17 protein-coding genes, 1 tRNA gene, 1 rRNA gene, 1 other RNA gene and 1 pseudogene (1 of these 21 cut by a window edge) are annotated in these 16,848 nt (G+C 28.3%); 20 read left to right on the forward strand and 1 reads right to left on the reverse strand.

What is annotated here, in order from left to right; genetic code table 11:
- Positions 1 to 8: 8 nt before the first annotated feature.
- From cobI to BQ5344_RS04005, 5 genes and pseudogenes are all read left to right on the forward strand, one after another.
- The gene (gene cobI / locus BQ5344_RS03990) at positions 9 to 737 is read left to right on the forward strand and encodes a precorrin-2 C(20)-methyltransferase (protein WP_006805266.1); all 729 of its coding nucleotides are present in this window, start codon (positions 9 to 11) and stop codon (positions 735 to 737) included.
- A complete protein-coding gene (locus BQ5344_RS03995; protein ID WP_071124240.1) occupies positions 713 to 1,588 on the forward strand; it encodes a hypothetical protein in 876 nt (291 codons plus the stop codon). The genes cobI and BQ5344_RS03995 overlap by 25 nt, the downstream gene beginning before the upstream one ends.
- 46 nt (positions 1,589 to 1,634) lie before the next feature.
- Positions 1,635 to 2,318, forward strand: a complete 684-nt coding sequence (locus BQ5344_RS04000; RefSeq protein WP_071124241.1) for a hypothetical protein — start codon at positions 1,635 to 1,637, stop codon at positions 2,316 to 2,318.
- A gap of 97 nt (positions 2,319 to 2,415) precedes the next feature.
- Positions 2,416 to 2,547 (forward strand): annotated as a pseudogene (locus BQ5344_RS12590) (DUF1016 N-terminal domain-containing protein); the annotation flags it as partial.
- A gap of 209 nt (positions 2,548 to 2,756) precedes the next feature.
- Positions 2,757 to 3,086: a winged helix-turn-helix transcriptional regulator gene (locus BQ5344_RS04005; RefSeq protein ID WP_036060499.1), complete on the forward strand. Its 330-nt coding sequence runs from the start codon at positions 2,757 to 2,759 to the stop codon at positions 3,084 to 3,086.
- Positions 3,087 to 3,106: 20 nt separating this feature from the next.
- Here BQ5344_RS04005 and BQ5344_RS04010 read toward each other — a convergent pair whose 3' ends face one another.
- Positions 3,107 to 3,520: a pyridoxamine 5'-phosphate oxidase family protein gene (locus tag BQ5344_RS04010; protein ID WP_021768528.1), complete on the reverse strand. Its 414-nt coding sequence runs from the start codon at positions 3,518 to 3,520 to the stop codon at positions 3,107 to 3,109.
- Between the two features lie 451 nt (positions 3,521 to 3,971).
- On the opposite strand from BQ5344_RS04010, the gene cobM reads away from it, so the two are divergent.
- From cobM to BQ5344_RS04085, 15 genes are all read left to right on the forward strand, one after another.
- The gene (gene cobM / locus BQ5344_RS04015) at positions 3,972 to 4,733 is read left to right on the forward strand and encodes a precorrin-4 C(11)-methyltransferase (protein ID WP_071124242.1); all 762 of its coding nucleotides are present in this window, start codon (positions 3,972 to 3,974) and stop codon (positions 4,731 to 4,733) included.
- Positions 4,733 to 5,359 (forward strand): hypothetical protein, encoded by a 627-nt coding sequence (locus tag BQ5344_RS04020; protein WP_071124243.1) that lies wholly within the window; start codon positions 4,733 to 4,735, stop codon positions 5,357 to 5,359. Before cobM ends, BQ5344_RS04020 begins: the two co-directional genes overlap by 1 nt.
- Positions 5,360 to 5,394: 35 nt before the next feature.
- The gene (locus BQ5344_RS04025; protein ID WP_071124244.1) at positions 5,395 to 6,423 is read left to right on the forward strand and encodes a hypothetical protein; all 1,029 of its coding nucleotides are present in this window, start codon (positions 5,395 to 5,397) and stop codon (positions 6,421 to 6,423) included.
- A gap of 236 nt (positions 6,424 to 6,659) precedes the next feature.
- Complete coding sequence (locus tag BQ5344_RS04030) at positions 6,660 to 7,349, forward strand: hypothetical protein (protein ID WP_071124245.1); 690 nt, start codon at positions 6,660 to 6,662, stop codon at positions 7,347 to 7,349.
- 44 nt (positions 7,350 to 7,393) lie between these two features.
- Positions 7,394 to 8,089 (forward strand): hypothetical protein, encoded by a 696-nt coding sequence (locus BQ5344_RS04035; RefSeq protein WP_071124246.1) that lies wholly within the window; start codon positions 7,394 to 7,396, stop codon positions 8,087 to 8,089.
- Positions 8,090 to 8,307: 218 nt separating this feature from the next.
- Positions 8,308 to 8,382: transfer RNA gene (locus tag BQ5344_RS04040), tRNA-Gln, on the forward strand.
- Positions 8,383 to 8,596: 214 nt separating this feature from the next.
- Positions 8,597 to 9,610 carry a type I glyceraldehyde-3-phosphate dehydrogenase gene (gene gap / locus BQ5344_RS04045; RefSeq protein WP_006805251.1) on the forward strand — a complete coding sequence of 338 codons (1,014 nt, stop codon included), beginning with the start codon at positions 8,597 to 8,599 and terminating at the stop codon, positions 9,608 to 9,610.
- 259 nt (positions 9,611 to 9,869) lie between these two features.
- A complete protein-coding gene (locus BQ5344_RS04050; RefSeq protein WP_071124247.1) occupies positions 9,870 to 10,610 on the forward strand; it encodes a sirohydrochlorin cobaltochelatase in 741 nt (246 codons plus the stop codon).
- 15 nt (positions 10,611 to 10,625) lie between these two features.
- Positions 10,626 to 11,300: a cupin domain-containing protein gene (locus tag BQ5344_RS11985; RefSeq protein ID WP_083378184.1), complete on the forward strand. Its 675-nt coding sequence runs from the start codon at positions 10,626 to 10,628 to the stop codon at positions 11,298 to 11,300.
- Positions 11,301 to 11,449: 149 nt separating this feature from the next.
- A complete protein-coding gene (locus BQ5344_RS04060) occupies positions 11,450 to 12,175 on the forward strand; it encodes a class I SAM-dependent methyltransferase (protein WP_083378185.1) in 726 nt (241 codons plus the stop codon).
- Positions 12,176 to 12,339: 164 nt separating this feature from the next.
- Positions 12,340 to 12,855, forward strand: coding sequence for a COG2426 family protein (locus tag BQ5344_RS04065; protein ID WP_071124248.1), 516 nt, complete (start codon positions 12,340 to 12,342; stop codon positions 12,853 to 12,855).
- A 76-nt stretch (positions 12,856 to 12,931) separates the two neighbouring features.
- Positions 12,932 to 13,270: a transfer-messenger RNA gene (gene ssrA / locus BQ5344_RS04070) on the forward strand.
- Positions 13,271 to 13,470: 200 nt separating this feature from the next.
- The gene (gene mnmG, locus BQ5344_RS04075) at positions 13,471 to 15,393 is read left to right on the forward strand and encodes a tRNA uridine-5-carboxymethylaminomethyl(34) synthesis enzyme MnmG (protein ID WP_021768540.1); all 1,923 of its coding nucleotides are present in this window, start codon (positions 13,471 to 13,473) and stop codon (positions 15,391 to 15,393) included.
- 51 nt (positions 15,394 to 15,444) lie between these two features.
- Positions 15,445 to 16,167 (forward strand): 16S rRNA (guanine(527)-N(7))-methyltransferase RsmG, encoded by a 723-nt coding sequence (rsmG, locus tag BQ5344_RS04080; protein ID WP_021768541.1) that lies wholly within the window; start codon positions 15,445 to 15,447, stop codon positions 16,165 to 16,167.
- Positions 16,168 to 16,384: 217 nt separating this feature from the next.
- Positions 16,385 to 16,848, forward strand: a 16S ribosomal RNA gene (locus BQ5344_RS04085) (it continues 1,048 nt past the right edge of the window).

The following is a 16,848-nucleotide window of genomic DNA, read 5'->3' on the forward strand; positions in this document are numbered from 1 at the left end:
GAGAAAAAATGGCTAGTAAATTAGGTAAATTCTATGGAATAGGAGTAGGAGTAGGAGATCCTGAAAATATAACAGTTAAAGCAGCAAAAAGACTGCATGAAGTAGATGTGATAGTACTGCCTGAGGCAAAAAGCGGAGAAGGAAGTACAGCCTTTAATATTGTAAAAGAATATGTAAAACCAGAAGTAGAGCAGCTATTTTTGGAGTTTCCTATGATAAAGGATGTGGAAGCGAGAAAAGTTTTTAGAAAAAATAATGCGGATGTAATAAGTGCTGAATTGGAAAAAGGTAAAAATGTAGCGTTTTTAACAATAGGTGATCCAATGACTTATAGCACTTATACTTATGTATTGGAACATATTTCAGATGATGTGGAAGTTGAAACTATTGCGGGAATAACTTCATTTAACAGTATTGCAGCAAGGCTTAATATACCGCTGATGATCGGAGATGAAGATTTAAAAGTAGTTTCTGTCAATAGAAAGACTGATGTTTATAAAGAAATTGAAAATAATCAAAATTTAGTATTAATGAAAATTAGCCGAGATTTTGAGAGAATAAGAAAAGCGATTATTGAAACAGGAAATAAAGAAAATATAGTTATTGTTTCAAACTGTGGAAAAGAAAATGAAGAAATTATTACAGATATTGAAAATGTTGAAAGTGTACATTATTTTTCTACATTAATTCTTAAAAAACAGGGAATAGAAGAATGGAAGAGATTTCTAAAAGCGTAAAAAAGTTAAAACCTAAAATAATAATATTTATAGTTTTACAAATTTTATTATTTATGTATTATTTTTGGATTGGAAAATATGATTGGGATTATGGTTTTGATTTGCCATTTCGGTTATTATTTGGTGGAATATTTTCAGCAATAACAGGAATAATTTTTGGATGGATATTTTATTCAATGGGGAAAAGTAAAAATTATGAAAATGACAAAATTTTGAAATTACCGATATTTTTTATAATTTTATCAGTAGTATTATTATTTAGAATAGATATTATTGGAGTTATAAAATTATGTTTTTACAACGGATTATTCATTTTAGGAATATTTAGAAGTAAAATAAAGATTAGAAGTTATCTGTCTAAAGTTTCTAAAATTATATTGTGGTTTGTTACAATGTATTTTTTGATTCCTAGTTTTGCAATTTGTTTTGGAATTCCAATGGAAAATCATGAAGATAGAGTCCCATTTAGTATTTTAATTCCATTTGTTGCAATCAATATTTGTTTTGGATTTTTTATAAAAAAATATTTTGATAAAGAAGAAATTGAAGTTGTAAGAATACTGACAATAGCAGGTTGTCTAGTAATTATGGGAATATTTATTTTTATGGGCTTTAATTGGTATAAAGAAGACTATCACGCAATAATTTATACTTTTCCGTATAAAGTATTGATGTATTTAGAAGAAGCTCAGATTAGTATTGAAAAAGTTGGGATTATAAAGACGTTAGAGTCGAGATACTTTGTTTATGCGATGATTGTTAATATGGGATTTTATTTGGGAACTTTGAAAATAAATAATAAAAATAAAAGGAAAAATTGTGTTGAAAACAAGATTGATGGGGATATTTAATAAGAAGTAGTTAAAATTTAAGAACTAAAAGAAAGAAGGAATTATTATGAAAAAAATATTATTTATTTTGTTACTTGGAGTAGCAATTCAAGGACTAGCAGAAACAATTGTAAAAGGAACTTATGATACAAAGAAAAAAAGATACACGGAATTGAGTCAAACTTTTGAAAAGGAAATAAATTTGAGTTATGTATTGCCAAATGATAAAAAAGGTACAGTAACGTATAAAACTGAAAATTATGATATTTTAGTGAGAAAAAGTGATTTATTGGAATTATACAACAGAAAAAGGGAGAAAAAAGAAAATAATATAAAAGATAATATTTCTGATAAGGATAAAAAATTGGATTATGTTCGTAATTATATTGCTGAATTAGTGGAAAACAACAGGGCAGTTATTTATGAAAGAAAAACAAAAAAAGAAATAAAAAATATTGTAAAAGTAAAATATAATAACGATATTTACTATGATGCGGGAAGAGGTTCAAATTACGATGGTTATAAATTTTATACAGATAAAAGTTTGTCACAGGAAATCATTAGATTTGATATTATAACACAATTTGGAATTGCTCTTCACAGCAGTTTGGGAGATAATCCGTATAATAGGGAATTGACAGAAAAGGAAAAAGAATATAGAGAAAAAAATGGAAATCATTTTGAAGAGTTAAAGGAACTGTATAAGAAAGCCGTTCAAAATCCTAATGTTGAACAAAAAATTAGTTATTAGTAAAAAAAATTTGATAAGTTATTTTTGAAATTTTATACAAACAGTGGGAATAAATGAATAAAATTGAAAAAGGAATTGAGAGTAATATGGAAAAAAATTTTTAAAAGGATTGTCAAAAAAATTGACAAAAGAGTATGAAAAAGGCTTTTCGAGATCTAATTTACAAAATATGAGGCAATTTTATTTGAAGTATCCAATTTGCCAGACACTGTCTGGAAAATTGAGCTAATCCCATTATTGTGAGATTCTGAGTATATCTGATGATAAAGAAAGAGCATTTTATGAGAGAGAATTGACTAGGTGGACTTTCTAATCAGATTTTTGCTTCAAAATACACATTGTATATTCCTAATAAGAAAGTGCTTGAAAATGAAGTGGAAAAAGTTTTGAGGGAGTATAATAAGAAAATAAAATTAAAAAGAATAGAGAATGATAATTATGAATAAAAAAGAATTACCGAAGTGTTCTGTTGAAATAACACTTTCTTTAATTTCTAATAAATGGAAAATACTTATAATAAGGGATTTACTTGATGGAACAAAAAGGTTTGGAGAATTGAGAAAATCTATAAATGGAATTTCTAATAAAGTTTTGACATATAATTTGAGAGAAATGGAGGAGGACAATCTTCTTATAAGAAAAATTTATCCTGAAGTTCCTCCAAAAGTTGAATATTCTCTTACTGAAACAGGGTACAGCTTAAAACCAATACTGGAAAGTATGGACAAATGGGGTGTAAATTACCGAGAAAAAACAAAATATGAATAACTAAGATTGTAGCAAATTAATTATGGTTTTTCGATTTTAAAATTTTCATTGGTATAAGTTTTTAAATCAAAAGTCCTGATTTCTTCTACATTAATATAAAAAAGTTCAAAAATAGGATTGTCAGGAGTTTTAAAAAGTTCTTTTATTGCTGGATATTCATTTAAAACTCTTGTTTTAAGATCAATATCATCAGTAAAATGAATATTTCCATTTACGGATATAAATGATAAATAATCTTTTGAATGAGAGAGAAAAGAAACGTAAGGACATTTTTTTAACTGTTTATAAACGTTTTTATTATTTGTAGTTGCAAGATATACTTTGTTTTTCTCAGAAAACAGATACTGAAAAATTCTTGTTTTAGGTTTGCTATCATCGAGTGTAGCTAAAATCCCGTAAGAGTTTTCTTTTAATATTTTATTATAATCAATCATCTCAATTTCCTCCAAATATAATTTATTTCGAGTTAGCTAACTGTGTTAATTATAATTTAAAATAGAAAAATTGTAAAGAAGGCACAATTTTATTACAAGGTAACAAGATGGTAACTTTAAGAAGGGGAAAATGTTATATTAAATTTTATTTATCAAATAACAATGTTGTATCTTATGAAATATGTAGGAAGTAAATATTTGATATTTGAAAAGTAAAAATAGTTAAAAAATAATAATTTATAATTTGATGAAAAACAAAAAATAGAAAAAATAAATATTGAAGAAGTTGAAAAACTTGATAAAATATCCATTTATCTTGAAAATGGGAAAGTCTGGGAAGCATTTTTTAAGAAAGATAAAAAAATATATTTGAATACAGAAATATCAGTAAGTTTTGAAATAAATGAAATATTATAAAAATAAAAAAATTAAAAAAGAAAGAGGTAATTTTATGAAAAAAGTATACTTCATAGGAGCAGGACCGGGAGATCCTGAATTGATTACAGTAAAAGGGCAAAGAATCGTAAAGGAAGCAGATGTAATAATTTATGCGGGGTCATTGGTTCCAAAAGAGGTTATTGATTGCCATAAGGATGGAGCTGAAATTTATAATTCCGCTTCAATGAATTTGGATGAAGTGATGGAAGTTACGATAAAGGCACAGAAAAAAGGAAAACTGGTAGCAAGGGTGCATACTGGGGATCCGAGCATTTATGGTGCGATAAGGGAACAAATGGATATTCTGGATGAATATGGGATTGAATACGAAGTAATTCCAGGGGTAAGTTCATTTGTAGCTGCTGCTGCTGCAATAAAAAAAGAATTTACCCTGCCTGATGTAAGTCAGACAATAATTTGTACAAGACTGGAAGGAAGAACGCCTGTTCCTGAAGCAGAAAGTCTTGAAAGCCTTGCTTCACATAAATGTTCGATGGCAATATTCCTATCTGTACAAATGATTGATGAAGTTGTAAAAAGATTATTAAAACATTACGATAAAACAACACCAATTGCAATTGTTCAAAGAGCAACTTGGGAAGATCAGAAAATTGTTATGGGAACATTAGAAACAATTGCTGAACTTGTGAAAAAGGAAAAAATTACAAAAACGGCACAAATTCTTGTAGGAAACTTTATGGGAAATGAATATTCTAAGTCTAAACTTTACGACAAGGCATTTACGCATGAGTTTAGAAAAGGAATTGAAGAATAATGAAAAAACTGATAACAATAATTCTATTTATATTTTCCATGCAAATTTTTGCAGGGCAGTATCAAGTAATAAAGCAAAAAAATGTTACTTTGTCAAAAGAGCAGATTGATTTGGAGAATAAGAAAATTGAAGAAACAGTGAGTAAATATCCTAAGAAAGTGTTAAAAGAAATGATTTCATATTATTTTTCTGTAGCAAGTAAAGTAAATAATGAAATGAGCAAAGAAGAAAAAGAGAGTATGCAATTGCTATCAAAAGAATTTTTTGGTTTTTTTTCTGAAATATTTAACTTTAATATAAAAACTGTAAAATATTTATCAAATACAAAGGTTTCTGTTACTTATGAAGTAGTTATTCTTGATTTGGATAAAATTTTAGATGAAAAAGAAATTAAAAAAAGATTTTTTAAAAAATATGGATATGAAATAAAAGACGATGAAGATTTTTTTAGTCTTTCAGAAGTAAAAAAATGGAAAGATATAATGAATGAAATGTTAAGAGAAGGAATGCGAAATCCTAAGAATTATGTGACAGATAAAGTAACGGATGAATTAAATAAAATCGGGAATGAATGGAAATTTAAGGATGCGGAAAAATTTGAAGAAATGTTAAAAAAAATGAAGTGATAAAATACTATTTATTACCTAGGGATTTAAAAAATATGGAAATTATAAAAGTTGAAAATCAGAAAAATGATTCTTTTTTTGAGGCGGAATGTTATTTGCATATTGGGGAAGCAAAAGAAGATAAAAATTATGTGGCATTTGATTTGAGAAGGGAAGATGATCCGCTGTATAGCTGTTCTTATTATGATTTTGAGAAAGAAAAGGGAGATAAAATATTTCATTGTTTTGATGGGCAGGATTATTCGTGGAAATGTTATGAAAATGAAGTTACGAATGATGAAAAATTGAAAAATGAAATTTTAGGAAATTATGATATTTTGAGAAACAGCACAATTAGATATTTGAAAGAAATAATTCATAAAAATAAGGTTGATTTTTCAAAAAAATTAATTGAACTTCTTGAGAAAATAAAAGCGGGAGAAAAAATAAACAAGAAGGAATTTCGGATAGAACTGAAAAAAGTTGGGCTGTATAAATCAATTTGGAAAGAAAAAACAGAAATTTTTGATGATGTTGTAACACGGGAAATTGGTTTTGAGAAGATAATGAAATTTATTGAAGAAAATAATCTGAACAGGGTTATCTTTGAGAATGGCGAGTTTTTAGAAAAGGAAGAAATAAGAAAATATATTAAAGAATACACAATTGTAGAATTTCGTGATTTTAAGCCGATTAAAGATTTTGATATGATAGAAATGACTTTGGAAGAATGGAATAATCTCAAGAAATGGAAAAAATTGGAAGTAGAAAATAATATTATTGAAATTGAAGAAAAAGATTTTGAAAAAGATGTTCCGATTTATAGATTAAACGGGAGAAAAATAAATGCAAAAATAGAAGTTACAGATTTTGTGGAAATAAAAAATAATTTTCTTCGTTATTTTAATAAATGGTTTAGTAAGGGAAAAGATAATAATTTGAGAGAAAAGGCAGTTATAAAAGGTGTTATACGAGATGGGAGAAAGTTTTATAACTGGATTTTTTTTGATAAAAATAATAAGATTGTAACAAGAGAAGAATATGATGAATTTGGGAAAAAGTGTGATTTGAAAAATAAGAGTTAAAAAATATGTAAAATAGTAAAAAAATAACATGATTAAAGAAACTGACAATAGTTTGATAATCATGTTTTTTATTATGTATTAATATTACTCTTTCTGTATTATAAGTTCTTTGTATTGTATCACATAAATTATTTTTTCGTAAGTTTTTGTGTTTTAAAATAATTTTTAATTTTAATATTTTTAAAAAATATGTTATACTTTTATAAGAAAGATAAAAGTTAAAACGAGGAGAGTTTATGAAAAAAATATTATTTGTGTTAATGTTAACAGTAATAGGAAATACGTTCACAGCACCAAAATCACAAAAAACTAAAAATACTAGAATAACAACAAGCAGAATATCAGAAAATGATAGAAAAGAAATTGAAAATACTGTCGAAATGGCAATGCAGCCGTTTATAAATATAGTTAAAAATACTGTAGAGACTGAAATTAATAAACAGTCTTCAAAAATTCCAATAGACAGTTTATTTCCAAAAGATTATGTCATGAGTAGTGCTTTGAAAAAGGAAATTGGGAAAAAATATACAGATGAAATAATAAAAGTTGTAATAAATGGTATGAAACCAAAAATTGCTGTAAAAAAGATTAACTATGTTTCTCAAAATGAAGTTCAAGTAAATTATGAGATGAAAGTCAAAAATTTAGATAAAGTTTGGGATTTACTAGATTTTGATGAACAAATGGAAAAACAATTTTTAACAAAAATAGGAGTCAAAAGTATAGACGAAGCAGAAAAAATTATGAAAAATAAAGGAAATGATGAATTAAAGAAAAAATATTATTATGTAATGCTAGATGAAATGGTAAATTTTGTTAATGAAGAAATAAAAAAGACAAAAGAGGAAGAAATCTGGATAGACGATATGTCAGTTACGGTTAAAAAAATAAATGGGAAATGGCAAGTTCAAGATACAAATAATTAGAAATAAGTTTAATAAAAATAAATTAAAAAATAAGGAGAGTAAAGATGAAAAAAATATTATTTTTGATTATGTTAATAGTTATGGGAAACACTTTTGCAGAAAATAATCAAGTGCAACAAAATGTACCAGTAAAAACAGTAGAAAATGAAGATATGGAAATAAAAAGAGTACTTTCAAGTAGATTACAATCGTTTTTTTTCACAATTGTAAATGCTGGAATACAAGATAATGAGAAAAGACTCGAAAAAGAAGCTTATAATAGATTATTTAAAAAAGACTATATCATAAGTAATACATTAAAATATGAAATTGTAGACAAATATATAAGAACAATTTCAAGAATTACAGCGAGAGAAACCCCATTAAGATTTGACATAAAACAAATAGAATATCTTTCAGATGATGAAGTGGAAGTAGTTTATGATATAAAATCTAAAAATTTGAAAAATGTTTCGGATATGTTGGATTTGGATGAAGAAACAGAAAGACAAATTATGGAAAAAGCTAAAATTAGTAGTGTAAGTGAATTGGAACAAATTATGAAAAATAAGGGAAATGAGCCAATAAAACGAAATTACTACAGTATTGCAATAACTAAAAGAATAAAAATGTTTGAAGCAGAAGTAAAAAAAATAACTGAAGAAGAAATTTTAGTTGAAAATGCACCAGCAACATTGAAAAAAATAAATGGAAAATGGCAAGTTGAAAGTTTAGAAAAAAAATTGAAAGGTGCTAAATAAAGAAATATGAACTACACTTAAAATTTTGCAAACAAGATGGCAAGTGTAGTTTTTTTCTAAAATAATAAAAAAAGTTAAACTAAATACAATAAACCAAAGATTACTTTATTAAACAATTCTTTATATAATTTAAAAAATAATTTTTAAAATTATAAAATAAAGTGTTGACAAAATCGAAATTTTTTTGTATAATGGTTCTTGTCTTAGGAAATAATTGTTGGGCTGTCGCCAAGCGGTAAGGCACTGGACTTTGACTCCAGCATGCAATGGTTCGAATCCATTCAGCCCAGCCATTTTAATTATAAAATATGTGATGTATAACTACTAATTTTTATAGTGGTTTTTTTTATTATAAAAAAGCGAAAAAATTATATAATTTTTAGTAATTCTAGTATAAAATTTTATTAATTTCTGACTGTTGAAAATTAAACAAAAATATGGTATACTCAAATTGTATAGAATAATATATTTTTTAATATATTAAAATTTTTAGGAGGTATTATTAAAATGGCAGTTAAAGTAGCAATTAATGGATTTGGAAGAATCGGAAGATTAGCATTAAGATTATTAGCTGAACAAACAGACAAATTTGAAGTGGTGGCAATTAATGATTTGACAGACGCTAAAATGTTAGCGCACTTATTCAAATATGATTCATCTCAAGGAAGATTCAATGGAACTATCGAAGTTAAAGAAGGAGCTTTCGTAGTAAACGGTAAAGAAATCAAAACTTTCGCAAAAGCTAACCCTGAAGAATTACCTTGGGGAGAATTAGGTGTTGACGTAGTATTGGAAGCTACAGGATTCTTTGCTACAAAAGATAAAGCAGAATTACACGTTAAAGCAGGAGCTAAAAAAGTAGTTATTACTGCACCTGGTGGAAACGATGTTAAAACAGTTGTTTACAATGTAAACCACGAAATTTTAGATGGATCTGAAACAGTTATTTCAGGAGCTTCTTGTACAACTAACTGTTTAGCACCAATGGCTAAAGCATTAAACGATAACTTTGGTGTTGTAACTGGTACAATGACAACTATCCACGCTTACACTGGAGACCAAAATACTTTAGATGCACCTCACAGAAAAGGTGACTTAAGAAGAGCAAGAGCTGCAGCTGTAAACATTGTTCCTAACTCAACAGGAGCTGCAAAAGCAATCGGATTAGTAGTACCTGAATTAAACGGAAAATTAGATGGAGCTGCTCAAAGAGTACCTGTTCCAACTGGTTCATTAACTGAATTAGTATCTATCTTAGAGAAAAAAGTAACTGTAGAAGAAGTAAATGCAGCTATGAAAGCGGCAGCTAACGAATCATTCGGATATACTGAAGAAGAATTAGTATCTTCTGACATCGTTGGAATTCACTTCGGATCATTATTTGATGCAACACAAACAAAAATCGTTCAAAACGGAGATACTCAATTAGTTAAAACAGTATCTTGGTATGACAACGAAATGTCTTATACAGCTCAATTAATCAGAACTTTAGGATACTTCGCAAGCAAAATTGCTAAATAATTGATTTTAAACAGAAATCTTAAAAATTAACTTTGAAAATCGGCTAGAAATAGTCGGTTTTCTTTTTTGTATTATTTGTATTATAAAAAATTAATAAATTTATTTTTAAATTTCTATTTTTTTTAAATATGTGTTATACTACAATAAAATTATTTTAAAACCAAACTCAAAGGTTAGGATTATTTTGTTTAATTCTTGAATTTTTAGCTATTTACAGAGGTTCAAACATACTTTATAAAACTGAAAGGAAATATAGTTTATGGAAAAAGGGATTGTTGTTGCAAGTTATGGAACTGTACATACTGAGACATTAAAAAAAACAATTGAAGTTATAGAAAATAACGTAAAGAAAAAATATGGAGAAAAGAATTTTGAACGTGCATTTACATCTAAAAGAGTATGCCATAAACTGAAAACTGAAAAAAATTATTTAGTCTTTAATCATGAAGAAGCTCTAAATGCTTTAAAAAATAAAGGTTTTAATAATATTGTAACAATGTCACTTCATATTTTGGATGGAGTTGAGTACAAAAAATTGAATAATAAATATGGAAAAATTTCAGAACCGTTATTGTTTGCGGAAGAAGATTATGAAAAAATTGTTGAAAATGAGGAATTTAATGATACAAAAGACAATTATGCAATTATTTTTGTAGGACACGGTTCAGAAGATATTTCGGATAAAAGTTATGAAAAGTTACAGAAAAAATATGAAAAAGCTGGAAAAAACAATATTTTTATTGGAACAATTGAAGGAAAGATTCAAATTTCAGATATTTTAGAGAAATTACAAAATACAGATTATAAAAAAATACTAATAAAACCTTTTTTAATAGTTGCTGGAAAACATGCAAAAAAAGACATTATGTCAGATACTGAAAATTCATGGAAAACAATTTTTGAAAAAAATGGATATATTGTGGAAACAGAATTAGTAGGAATGGGAGAATATCAGTTTATTCAAGAAATGTTTATGAAAAAGCTGGAAAAAATATTATAAATTAAGGAGAGATTTATGGTTAAAATAGAAGTTGCAAAACCGATAAATTTTAATGAGCTTATCACATCTAAGGAAGCCGAAGTTGTAAGCATGAGAATCTTAAATCAGCCAAATAGCTATATTTCTTTATTCTCTTTAGCAAAAGATGAGGAAATAACCGCAGAAGCTATGCTTGGAAACCGTTATTATTACTGCTTTAATGGTAATGGAGAAATTTTTATTGAAAATAATAAAAAAACAATTTCCAATGGAGATTTTCTTGAAATCACAGCAAATCATAATTACTCTATTGAAGCAAGGGATAAATTGAAGTTAATTGAAATTGGAGAAAAGATAGGAGAAGGAAATATGGAAAATAAGACATTAAAAATGCTGGAAAGTGCAAGTGCTTTTAATCTTGCTGAAGTTGTTGATTATCAGGAAGGAAAAATTGTAAGTAAAAATTTGGTAGCAAAACCAAACTTAGTAATGACAATTATGTCTTTTTGGAAAGGTGAGAGCCTTGATCCACATAAAGCACCTGGAGATGCTTTGGTTACTGTGCTTGATGGGGAAGGAAAATATTATGTTGACGGAAAACCATTTGTTGTGAAAAAAGGTGAAAGTGCTGTTCTTCCTGCAAATATACCTCATGCTGTGGAAGCCGAAACAGAAAATTTCAAAATGTTATTAATACTTGTTAAAGAATAAGAATTTTATCAAAAAAAAATATATAAATTAGACGTATTGACCCCAAAAGTTTGGACAAATTTAATTCTTATTTTATAAAATTTGTGATATAATAATCTAAAATTATAACTTTGCTGTTAAATTCAAAAATTTTAAAATTTGGAGAAAATATGAAAAATAAAAAAAACATGAAAAAGTTTTACGATACAATCGCAGAAAAATATGATTTTATTTTTTCGTTTTCAGATGTTCAGAAGAATTTTTTTCAAAAATATATTACAGGGAAAAAAATGCTTGATGTAGGAGCTGCAACAGGCAATTTGTCAAAATTTCTGAAAAATGAAGGATATGATGTAATTTCGATTGATATAAATGAAAAATTGATTGAGCAGGCTAGAGAAAAAAATGTTGATGTAAAAAAATTGGATATGATGAGAATTGATGAATTGAAAAAATTCGACACAATAATAAATGTTGGAAATACATTACCGCATTTGAATAGCAAAGATGAGATTTTTTTATTTTTACAAAAAGCTTATTCACAGCTTGAAAATAATGGGAAACTGATTATTCAACTAATAAATTTTTATAAATTTTTTGAAAATCAAAAATCTGAATCTGATTTTTTGGGAAATTTACCATTGATTGAAAATGAAAATGTGAAATTTGAGCGTTATTATTACAAAAATTCTGATAATAATGTGATTTTTAAAACTATTTTGGATGATAAGTTTGAAAATGATGAAATTTTAACAAATGTTAATTATTTTGATTTTATGAAATTTTTTGAACAGTTAGATATGAACAATGTAAAGGTATTTGGTGGCTTTAATGAATCTGAGTTTATCTTGGAAAAATCACAGCCGTTAATATTTGTGATTACAAAAAATAATTAAATTTAGTTGGAAATATGTTGTAAATGTATGAATTTTTGTAAGAATTAGATAAGATTTTAAATAAAAAAATAGAGCATACGTTCTCTTGAAACAACGTAAATAAACAATAAAGGAGAAATTTGTAATAATTAATGAATGTAATTATTATAAAATAAAAAATAAAAATGATGGAATCTTTTAAAAATTTTATAAAGGTAACTTTGATAGGAGCTCCACTTTTAAACAAAATGATTGGAATATTTCTTATATCAATGCTGCCTATAATTGAGCTTCGTGGTGCAATACCGATTGGAGCGGCTATTGGATTGCCCTGGTACTTAAATATGATTGTTTCGATTGTTGGAAATATGCTTCCTGTACCATTTATTCTGCTGTTTTCAGTAAAAGCCTTTGAATTTATGAAAAAACATAATATTATGGTAAAATTTATTGAAAAAATAGAAAATCGTGCAAAAAAACGGAGTGAAGGGCTTGCAACAGGAGAATTTATTGGTTTAATGCTGTTTGTAGCAATTCCGTTTCCAGGGACAGGTGCTTGGACAGGTGCATTAATTGCGGCGTTGCTTCAATTTAATAGAAAAAGATCATTTTTTTACATTGGATTAGGAGTCGTAATAGCTGCAGCAATAATGACTTTAGCGTCTTATGGTGTAATAAGCCTTTTTGCACCGAAACATTAAAAAAAATTAAAACGGCTGTTGAAAAATAAATGTTTTTGTGATAGAATAACTTAAAAGTTAAAAATAAAATAGTTAAGGGAATGTTTTGGTTTCGACAGGATAAAAAGATTATTATTGGCAAGTAAGCGGGAGCTTTAAAATCCAACTTAAAAATAATCGGAAACGATAATTACGCATTAGCTGCCTAAGATAGCAGCTCATCTCTTTTGGGAATGCCATTTTTCCATTAGATGATGTCATTTTTAATGGCTTACTCAAATGTATGATTATGTCATTTGAGGAAAACTTATAATCTCGCCTTTAGACTTTTGTCTGTTTAATATCTAACGGTTAAAGCGTTAAATAGACTAAACTTGTAGAAGATAGTAAGAACTTTTTATTTTGGACACGGGTTCGATTCCCGTCATTTCCACCAAAACAGAAAATAAAAATCGAATTATTAAATAAACTGTAAGCGAGTTGCATAACTCGTTTTTTCTTTTTTGAAAATACTTTATTGAAAAAAACAAAATATTAATATATAATGGATTCATAAAAAGATTTGGAATTGAAAGGAGAGTGTAATTTTAGGTCAAAGTATTATTTTGAGAATAAAAATTACAATTTATAAATAAAATGAGAAATTATGATGTAATTGTAGTTGGTGCTGGACACGCAGGAATTGAAGCGGCATTGGCATCGGCGAGATTAGGATTGAATACAGCAATTTTTACAATAACATTAGATAATATAGGTGTTATGTCCTGTAACCCGTCAGTTGGAGGACCTGCAAAAAGCCATCTGGCTAAGGAAGTTGACGCATTAGGTGGAGAAATCGGACGAAATATGGACAAAAGCTTTGTACAAATGAGAATTCTGAATACAAAAAAAGGACCGGCAGTTCGTTCGTTAAGGGCTCAGGCGGATAGAAAAATTTATGCAAGGGAAATGAAAAAAACAATAGAAAATCAGCAAAATTTAGATACTGTTCAAGATATTGTCACAGAATTAATTGTAGAAGAAATTGAAATTTTAGAAGGTAATTCTAAAAGAATTGAAAAAGTTATAAAAGGGATAAGAACTAAGACAGGAATGGAGTTTTTTGCAAAGGCAGTTGTACTTGCAACAGGAACATTCTTGAGAGGACTTTTATACATTGGAGATAAAAGGGTGAAAGGTGGAAGAATGGGAGAGTTATCGGCAGATGACCTTACAGATTCCTTAAAATATTTAGGATTTAAAATGGATAGATTCAAGACAGGAACACCTCCTAGACTTGATATTAGAACATTAAATCTGGAAAAATTGGAAGAACAGCCGGGAATAACAGGTATTCCGTTAAAATTTTCAATGAGAACGCCAAATGATGAAGTTTTGGAAAAACCGCAATTATCGTGCTATTTGACAAGAACTAATGAAAATACACATAAAATAATAATGGATAATCTGGATAAAGCGCCAATGTATAATGGAAGTATAAGCAGCACAGGGCCAAGATATTGCCCGTCGATTGAAGATAAAGTTGTAAAATTTAATGATAAAGACAGCCATCATCTGTTTTTGGAGCCAGAAGGATTTGATACGGCGGAAGTCTACATAAGTGGACTTTCCACAAGCTATCCCGCTAGTTTGCAGCAGAAGATAGTAAATACAATTGATGGACTCGAAAATGCCCATATAATGCGATATGGGTATGCGGTAGAATACGATATTGTAGACCCTAGCGAACTTGACTACACTCTTGAAACCCGTAAAGTAAAAGGACTTTATCTGGCTGGACAGCTAAATGGGACAAGCGGTTATGAAGAGGCGGCTGCACAGGGAATTATAGCAGGAATCAATGCAGCTTTAAAAATTAGAGGAGAAGATCCGTTTATTTTGGATAGAGAGAGTTCATACATTGGGACAATGATAGATGATTTAATAAATAAGGAATTGTTTGAGCCATATAGAATGTTTACGGCGAGATCTGAGTTCCGTCTTATTTTACGTGAAGACAACGCTGATATAAGACTTTCTGAAAAGGCTTATAAAATTGGACTTCTTGATAAAAAATATTATGATATTGTACAGGAAAAGAAAAAAAATGTTAAGGAAACAATAGAAATTCTTGAGAATATAAAACTTGGAAGCAGTAACCAAAGGCTTATGGAAATTCTTGATAAATATAACGAAAGTCTAAAAAGTGGAACGACTTTAAAGGAAATTTTACGTCGTCCAAAAGTTACATATCAAGATATAAAATATATAGCTGAAATCATTGAAAATGTTCCAAATCTAAATTTTGACGATGAAACTGAATATCAAATTGAAGTTCAGACAAAATATGAAGGCTATATCGCCAAAGCTATCCAAATTATGGAAAAACAGCAAAAACTGGATGATAAAAAAATTCCTAAAAATTTTGATTATGACAGTATGAAGGGAATTACAAGAGAAGCAAAACAAAGATTAAAAGAAAATAGACCATATAATGTAGGACAGGCATCCAGAATGTCTGGAGTAACGCCAGCAGATATTTCTGTACTGCTCATGTATTTAGATGGAGTTTTAAAATAAAATCTAGCTATAAAAAAACTTTTATATATTAATGGAACGTAAGGAGAAAAAGTGGAAAATATAAACGAAGAAGCCAATTTAAGAGAATATTTCTTAAACTTGCTTTCAAAATCAGAAATTAAAGTATCAGACGAAAAAATTACACAAATGCTTAAATTTTTAGAACTTTTATATAATAAAAATCAAATTATGAATTTAACAGCAATTCGTGAGAAAAAAGGAATGCTGGAAAAACATTTTATAGATTCCTTGCTTTTAACAAAAGTTATAAATGATAACGAAAAATCTTTTATAGATGTGGGAACAGGTGCTGGATTTCCTGGGCTTGTACTTGCCATTTATTACCCAGAGAAAAAGTTTTTGTTAGTAGATTCAGTAAGGAAAAAAATAGAATTCATAAATGAAGGAATAAAAGAATTAAATTTACAGAATGTAACCACAAGTTTTGAACGTGCAGAAGAATTAATAAAAGATAGAAGAGAAAGTTTTGATGTTGCTCTTTGCCGAGGGGTAGCCAATTTAAGAATAATACTGGAGTATATGATTCCATTCATAAAGGTAAATGGACGTTTTTTACCGCAAAAATTAAACCTAAACGAAATAGAAGAATCGAAAAATGCTCTAAAGGTTTTAAATGCAAAAATAAACAAAACTTTTGAATTTAATCTTCCAGAAAGCAAAGATACAAGAATAATATTGGAGATTATAAAACTTCAAAAAACAAAGATAAAATATCCTAGAAAAGTAGGAATACCGGTAAAGAAACCTTTATAACTACAAAAAACACAAATTTTTTGAAAAAAAGTAGTTGACAAATAAATTCAGTTATGATAATATATATCTTGTCGATACGAAATCGTGTCGCAGGACAATTGAGATAAGAATAGAAGAAGCAATAATGTGTAAAAGATAAATAATAGTCAAGAGCTCTTGTTGTAAAACAAGATTCTCGTCAAGATAAAGGTGAAATTTAAATATATGTAAAATATATTGAATGAAGAGTTTGATCCTGGCTCAGGATGAACGCTGACAGAATGCTTAACACATGCAAGTCTTTGGCAAATCTGTGCTTGCACAGCCTAGCCAAGGCGGACGGGTGAGTAACGCGTAAAGAACTTGCCCTGCAGATAGGGATAACAGACGGAAACGACTGATAACACCTGATACAATTGCCGGCACGCATGTGCCTGGCAATGAAAAGAGATGCTGCAGGAGAGCTTTGCGTCCTATTAGCTTGTTGGTGAGGTAACGGCTCACCAAGGCGATGATAGGTAGCCGGCCTGAGAGGGTGAACGGCCACAAGGGGACTGAGATACGGCCCTTACTCCTACGGGAGGCAGCAGTGGGGAATATTGGACAATGGGGGCAACCCTGATCCAGCAATTCTGTGTGCACGAAGAAGGTTTTCGGATTGTAAAGTGCTTTCAGCAGGGAAGAAGAAAGTGACGGTACCTG

It is taken from the genome of Leptotrichia massiliensis (genome assembly GCF_900104625.1).
GTDB classification, from domain to species: Bacteria; Fusobacteriota; Fusobacteriia; order Fusobacteriales; family Leptotrichiaceae; genus Leptotrichia; species Leptotrichia massiliensis.

Coding starts and splice junctions, on each gene's coding strand:
- cobI (WP_006805266.1), top strand. CDS start 9: ATGGCTAGTAAATTAGGTAAATTCTATGGAATAGGAGTAGGAGTAGGA.
- BQ5344_RS03995 (WP_071124240.1), top strand. CDS start 713: ATGGAAGAGATTTCTAAAAGCGTAAAAAAGTTAAAACCTAAAATAATA.
- BQ5344_RS04000 (WP_071124241.1), top strand. CDS start 1,635: ATGAAAAAAATATTATTTATTTTGTTACTTGGAGTAGCAATTCAAGGA.
- BQ5344_RS04005 (WP_036060499.1), top strand. CDS start 2,757: ATGAATAAAAAAGAATTACCGAAGTGTTCTGTTGAAATAACACTTTCT.
- BQ5344_RS04010 (WP_021768528.1), bottom strand. CDS start 3,520: ATGATTGATTATAATAAAATATTAAAAGAAAACTCTTACGGGATTTTA.
- cobM (WP_071124242.1), top strand. CDS start 3,972: ATGAAAAAAGTATACTTCATAGGAGCAGGACCGGGAGATCCTGAATTG.
- BQ5344_RS04020 (WP_071124243.1), top strand. CDS start 4,733: ATGAAAAAACTGATAACAATAATTCTATTTATATTTTCCATGCAAATT.
- BQ5344_RS04025 (WP_071124244.1), top strand. CDS start 5,395: ATGGAAATTATAAAAGTTGAAAATCAGAAAAATGATTCTTTTTTTGAG.
- BQ5344_RS04030 (WP_071124245.1), top strand. CDS start 6,660: ATGAAAAAAATATTATTTGTGTTAATGTTAACAGTAATAGGAAATACG.
- BQ5344_RS04035 (WP_071124246.1), top strand. CDS start 7,394: ATGAAAAAAATATTATTTTTGATTATGTTAATAGTTATGGGAAACACT.
- gap (WP_006805251.1), top strand. CDS start 8,597: ATGGCAGTTAAAGTAGCAATTAATGGATTTGGAAGAATCGGAAGATTA.
- BQ5344_RS04050 (WP_071124247.1), top strand. CDS start 9,870: ATGGAAAAAGGGATTGTTGTTGCAAGTTATGGAACTGTACATACTGAG.
- BQ5344_RS11985 (WP_083378184.1), top strand. CDS start 10,626: ATGGTTAAAATAGAAGTTGCAAAACCGATAAATTTTAATGAGCTTATC.
- BQ5344_RS04060 (WP_083378185.1), top strand. CDS start 11,450: ATGAAAAATAAAAAAAACATGAAAAAGTTTTACGATACAATCGCAGAA.
- BQ5344_RS04065 (WP_071124248.1), top strand. CDS start 12,340: ATGATGGAATCTTTTAAAAATTTTATAAAGGTAACTTTGATAGGAGCT.
- mnmG (WP_021768540.1), top strand. CDS start 13,471: ATGAGAAATTATGATGTAATTGTAGTTGGTGCTGGACACGCAGGAATT.